Below are 4,823 nucleotides of genomic sequence, written 5' to 3'. Positions count from 1 at the left end.
GCAATGGCTCTGGACTTACAACAACGACCGCCCGAACATGGGCATCGGCGGCATCACACCCGCCCAGAAACTGAAAATGGCCGCATGAGTTCTACGAATGGACCCCGTTAGAAATGGGAGGATTACCGTGCCGCCCTGAGCTGGGCGGTGTCGGCATGATCAGTTTACGGAGGCCGTCACGGCAGTCGAGAGTTGCAGGCACGGCAAATCGGGAGAGAGCTCAGGTGACAGACGAAGCAACGAGCACTACGCAGCAGCGCGGCTACGTCGTCGGCACGGTCAACAGCGCGCGCCTCGATGTGATCGGGATCAAGGAGGCGCTTTTCGAGGATCAGGTAATCGCCGCGAAGATCGCCAAGGACTACAACCTGCGAAGCAATGCAACCCTCTATGAGCAGGTGAGCAAGACCTTTGGGCAGCAGGTGGTCAAGAGGGACGACTTCAAGGATGACGAGGTCTTCGAAGCCGCCACACTTGCGATCGCCAGCAGCATGCGGCGATGGTCGCAGGTCTACCGGGCGCTGCCCCAGATTCGCAGGATCCTGAAGGACTACGATCCCGGTGAGGTCGCACGCGCGGCCCAGGATCCGGCGCAGCGAGACGGAATGGTGCAAGCTCTCGGCGCCCTGCTTGGCGGAGTGCCAGCGCGCAAGCATGCGGACTGGATCATCCGTTTCGGCGAGAGCCTCACTGCGGCGCCGCGGTTCTACCCCTCGTTGCTTGAGGTGAGAGAAGCTGTGCGCAAGCGTGCGCCGGCGCTGAGCGATGCGCAGCTGAATGCGGCCGTTGCGTTGCTACTAGCCCGCGGTTCCGGACCCAAGTCCCGGGCGAGCAACGGCATCGCGTTCAACAAGGTAGCGGGCATGGGTCCGCCGATCGCGTCAGAGTTCCTGCGCAATCTTGGTTGGGCCTCATTCAAGCCTGACCGACACATCGTCAGGCTGCTGACGGCCTGGTTGCCGGAAGCCGAGAGAAACGAAATCGCAGACAGCGTTGACTGGAAGCCGATCTTTCCGAGGCGAGCGAGAGATGCAAAGGAGTTCCTCGATTTCGCCGTGCTTGGTGAGAAGCTGACGCCGCCCGGATTGCCTCTGAACCAGATTGACCAGTTGGTCTGGATGATGGGCGTTTATGTCCAGAAGAAGCCCAGGACGAAGAGGTCACCATGACCGGGGAATCACTGCCGCTGCGAGAAGCAATCCGCATCATGGCCGAGTCCGCTGAGACAAGCACCGGCCCCGAGGTGACGATCGCCGGCACGGCCGCCAAGCTGGTCGAGGTGCAGGGTTATGCGCCCGACATTGCCACGCGGCTGGCCCGAGAGGCCTTCGAGACATGGGTCGAGAGCTACGAGGCGGGTATTCCTGAGGGACCGGGCTGGGGGAGCGGGTGTGACCAGGGGCCGCAACACGGGTTATCCGCACTGGCTGAGGTGGCTTGCCTGTGCATCAGGCACCGATATCGGCCCTGATAGTATGGAGCTTGTCGAAGGTGCCGTCCGCAGATTCCATTCGGCGTCTCTGATCTCAGAGGACTGCCTCGTTTTGGGTTCAGCCCGACAGCTGCAACGGGGCGACCTCCGCCGTGCCAAGTGCGTCCGTTTCTGACGTAGCCGACCGTCATACCTTCCTCATCGACGGAGGGACATGATGACCTGTGAGAAACACCTTGCGCTCGGCCTCGTCGCCACTCTGGCAGAGCGCTTTGGACCCGGAAGCAAGATCGCCAAGGAACTGCCGGGCTGGATTGAATACCTGACCGACGCCGAATGTCCCGAGCGGCCCCGGACACGCCCTGGCGCCGCGTGGTGGGGACGGGTGCGCGACTTGCTGGACGACCTCTGCAAGGAAGCAGCTGGCGACGACGGCAATGTGGTGCGAACAAATGCAACGCGGATCGGCCAGCACTTCGGGCTGACGGGCATCGAGGTGCGCATCCTCGAGTTTTTCGCCGACTACCGCACCTTCGACATGTTCGCGCATGTGGTCGACCAAGCGCTGGAGACGCGGGAAGTGACTTTGCCGTTCCTGATCGCGCAATTCTCGGGCGCAGAGCAGGGGGAGGTTCGAGCGGCTCTTCGGCCGGATGCGCGGCTGAAAGCCTCTGGCCTGCTGCAGAACGAGGGACGCAACTGGCCCAGCCAGAGGGTCCCTTATGCTGTGTCGCCGCGGCTCGCGGATGCCATGCTGGCGGATGTTGACGACATCGAAGACCTGGTCGCCCTGCTGTTTCCGCCTGCGGCCTCGCCCGATGCTGAATGGCAGGATTTCGAGGGGATGGGGAAAAGCGCCGACCTTATGCGCAAGCTGCTGACCAAAGCCCTCGCGAATGGCACGCCGGGCGTGAACATCCTGCTGTATGGCGCACCCGGTACCGGCAAGACCGAGTTCTGCAAGGTCTTGGCCCGCGAAGTGGGGGCCAGCCTGCGTGCCGTCGGAGAGGCGGATGACAGCGGCGACGAGCCTTCGCGTGGCGAGCGGCTCGCCGAGCTTGGCATCGCCGGGCGGATGCTGTCGGCGCGGTGCGATGCGGTCCTGCTGCTGGACGAGATGGAGGACCTGTTCGGCGGCGGCATGCCGCAGTCTTTCCGCCCGGAGCGGATCTCGAAGGTCTTCGCGAACCGGCTGCTCGAAACCAACCCCGTGCCGATATTGTGGACAACCAATTCTATGGACTCCTGCGACCCGGCCTTCCTGCGCCGCATGACCTTCTCGGTCGAGATGCGCACACCATCGGAGCAGGTGCGCAAACGCATCTGGCAACGGCTCGCCGAGCGGCATCAGCCGGTGGCCGAACCGGGTGCGCTGATCGCGTTGGCCGGGATCCATGACCACCCCCCGGCGCTGGTGTCCGATGCGATGCGGGTGGCGCGCAACTGCGGCGGCGGGGTCGAGACCTTCACGCAGGTGCTGGGGGCTTCTGCCAAGCTGACCAATGGCGGCATCGCGCCGCCACCGCAGCATCATTCCGAGGTCGCGTGGGAGCCGGCGCTCGCTAACACCGACACATGCCTGCCCCTGCTGCAATCGCGGCTGCGCGGAGCTCCGCAGGCGCTGCGGATTTCCTTCTGTCTCGACGGCCCGGCCGGAACGGGCAAGAGTGCTTGGGCGAGGCATCTGGCCCGGCAGCTGGGTCTGTCGGTACACCAGAAGCGCGCCTCCGACCTGCTGTCGATGTGGGTGGGCGGCAGCGAGAAGGCTATCGCGCGGGCCTTCGCCGATGCGCGGGCGGACGGTGCACTGCTGATCTTCGATGAAGCCGACAGCTTGCTGGCCGACCGCCGTAACGCCGGGCATCAGTGGGAGGTCAGTCAGGTGAACGAAATGCTGACCTGGATGGAAAGCCATCCGCTGCCCTTCGTCTGCACCACGAACCTTGTCGAGAAGCTCGACCCCGCGACCCAGCGGCGCTTCACCTTCCGCATCCGCTTCGACTGGCTCCGCGAGGATCAACTGCCATTGGCATGGTCCACGCATTTCGCCGCGCCCCTGCATGCGGATGTCATGTCCATCGACCGGCTGGCGCCCGGAGACTTTGCCAATGTGGCCCGCAGGATGCGCGCCCTCGGGCAGGACGACCCGGCTGCAATCCTTGGCGAGTTGCGGCGCGAATCTGAGGCCAAGGAGGGCAAGGCGCGGCCCATTGGCTTCGGCCGTTGACGGCCCGTGTATTCGCAAGGAAAGTGTGCGGCGAACGACCGGAAGCAGAATGCGTTACTCACGCCAGGAAGACCTTCTCAGACTGGCCCTGATGATGCAGGGATCGGCGGAAGGGCTTTCCATCGCCGACATCGAGCGCGCCTTTGACGTCTCTCGCCGCACAGCCGAGCGGATGCGCGATGCCGTGCTGCGCTCCTATCCGCAACTCGAGGAACGCCCGGGCCCCAATGGGCAGAAGTACTGGCGCTTCCCGACCGGCACCCTGGGACGGATGGAGGAACCGACCCTCGACGAACTGACCGCGGGTCATCGCGCGGTCAGCATTGCCCGGCGCGAGGGCGATTTTGCCACGGCTGAAACGCTGGAGCATCTGCTGGCCAAGGTGCAGGCGATGTTTCGCGCCGACCGCCGCCGCCGCGTCGCCGCCGACCTGGAGGCGCAGCTTCTGGCCGATGGGGTGGCCTTCCGCCCCGGCCCGCGCGAAAGCATCGCGCCCGAAATCCTGTCCACCCTGCGCGAGGCGATCCTCGCCGGGGTGATGATATTGGCCGACCACCGCGCCCGAGCTTCGGGAAAGCTTTCGCGCAACACCCGCCTTGGCCCGATCGCCATGCTGTTCGGAGAGGGGCGGCAGTATCTTCTGGCATGGAGCGAATATCAGGACGACCTGCGCCTGTTTGCCTTGGCCGGATTCGAGCGGATCGAGCTGGAGGATGACGTCTTTGAGCGCCCGGAAGGGTTCGATCTGCAGGACTGGCTGGCCGAGAGCTTCGGCATCTGGCGGGAGGAACCGCAGGACGTCGAATGGCGGTTCCTGCCCGACGTGGCTGACGAGGCGGCGACCTATGCGTTCCACCCGAAGCAGCAAACGGAGCGGCTGTCCGATGGCTCGCTGGTGGTGCGGTTCCGGGCCGGCGGACGGCAGGAAATGGAGTGGTATCTTGCGCGCTGGGAGGGGAAGGTGGAGGTTTTATCGAAAGGAAATCTGAGTGATATGTGATTGGAAATATCAAATCATGACGGTGAGGTAGAAAATGGGCGTTGTTGCAGAACTCGGCCGCTAGTGGCGACTTCCCCTTTCCCTTTTGACGTCAGGCCACGCGTTCGATTTCGGCCGTGCCGAGTGCATTGAAGCGGTTCATCAGTGCAATGCGGACGTGGATT

General features: G+C 64.1%; 4 protein-coding genes. All 4 read left to right on the top strand.

Annotation, left to right across the window (positions count from 1 at the left end):
* Positions 1-224 precede the first annotated feature (224 nt).
* The 4 genes from H5395_RS17710 to H5395_RS17695 all read left to right on the top strand — a co-directional run bounded on the left by H5395_RS17710 (position 225) and on the right by H5395_RS17695 (position 4,659).
* A complete protein-coding gene (locus H5395_RS17710) occupies positions 225-1,169 on the top strand; it encodes a hypothetical protein (protein WP_182793840.1) in 945 nt (314 codons plus the stop codon).
* Positions 1,166-1,471, top strand: a complete 306-nt coding sequence (locus H5395_RS17705; protein WP_182793839.1) for a hypothetical protein — start codon at positions 1,166-1,168, stop codon at positions 1,469-1,471. The genes H5395_RS17710 and H5395_RS17705 overlap by 4 nt, the downstream gene beginning before the upstream one ends.
* Before the next feature lie 175 nt (positions 1,472-1,646).
* A complete protein-coding gene (locus H5395_RS17700) occupies positions 1,647-3,659 on the top strand; it encodes an AAA family ATPase (protein WP_182793838.1) in 2,013 nt (670 codons plus the stop codon).
* A 49-nt stretch (positions 3,660-3,708) separates the two neighbouring features.
* On the top strand, positions 3,709-4,659 hold the full coding sequence (locus H5395_RS17695) for a YafY family protein (protein ID WP_182793837.1): 951 nt from the start codon (positions 3,709-3,711) through the stop codon (positions 4,657-4,659).
* Positions 4,660-4,823: the final 164 nt, after the last annotated feature.

Source organism: Paracoccus sp. MC1854, from assembly GCF_014164635.1.
Lineage (GTDB): Bacteria > Pseudomonadota > Alphaproteobacteria > Rhodobacterales > Rhodobacteraceae > Paracoccus.
The sequence above is the reverse complement of the archived record's forward strand: the minus strand, read 5'-3'. Positions and strand labels throughout refer to the sequence as shown.

Excerpts from the sequence above, each read along its gene's own strand:
- H5395_RS17705 (WP_182793839.1), top strand. The coding sequence starts at position 1,166 with ATGACCGGGGAATCACTGCCGCTGCGAGAAGCAATCCGCATCATGGCC.
- H5395_RS17700 (WP_182793838.1), top strand. The coding sequence starts at position 1,647 with ATGATGACCTGTGAGAAACACCTTGCGCTCGGCCTCGTCGCCACTCTG.
- H5395_RS17695 (WP_182793837.1), top strand. The coding sequence starts at position 3,709 with ATGCGTTACTCACGCCAGGAAGACCTTCTCAGACTGGCCCTGATGATG.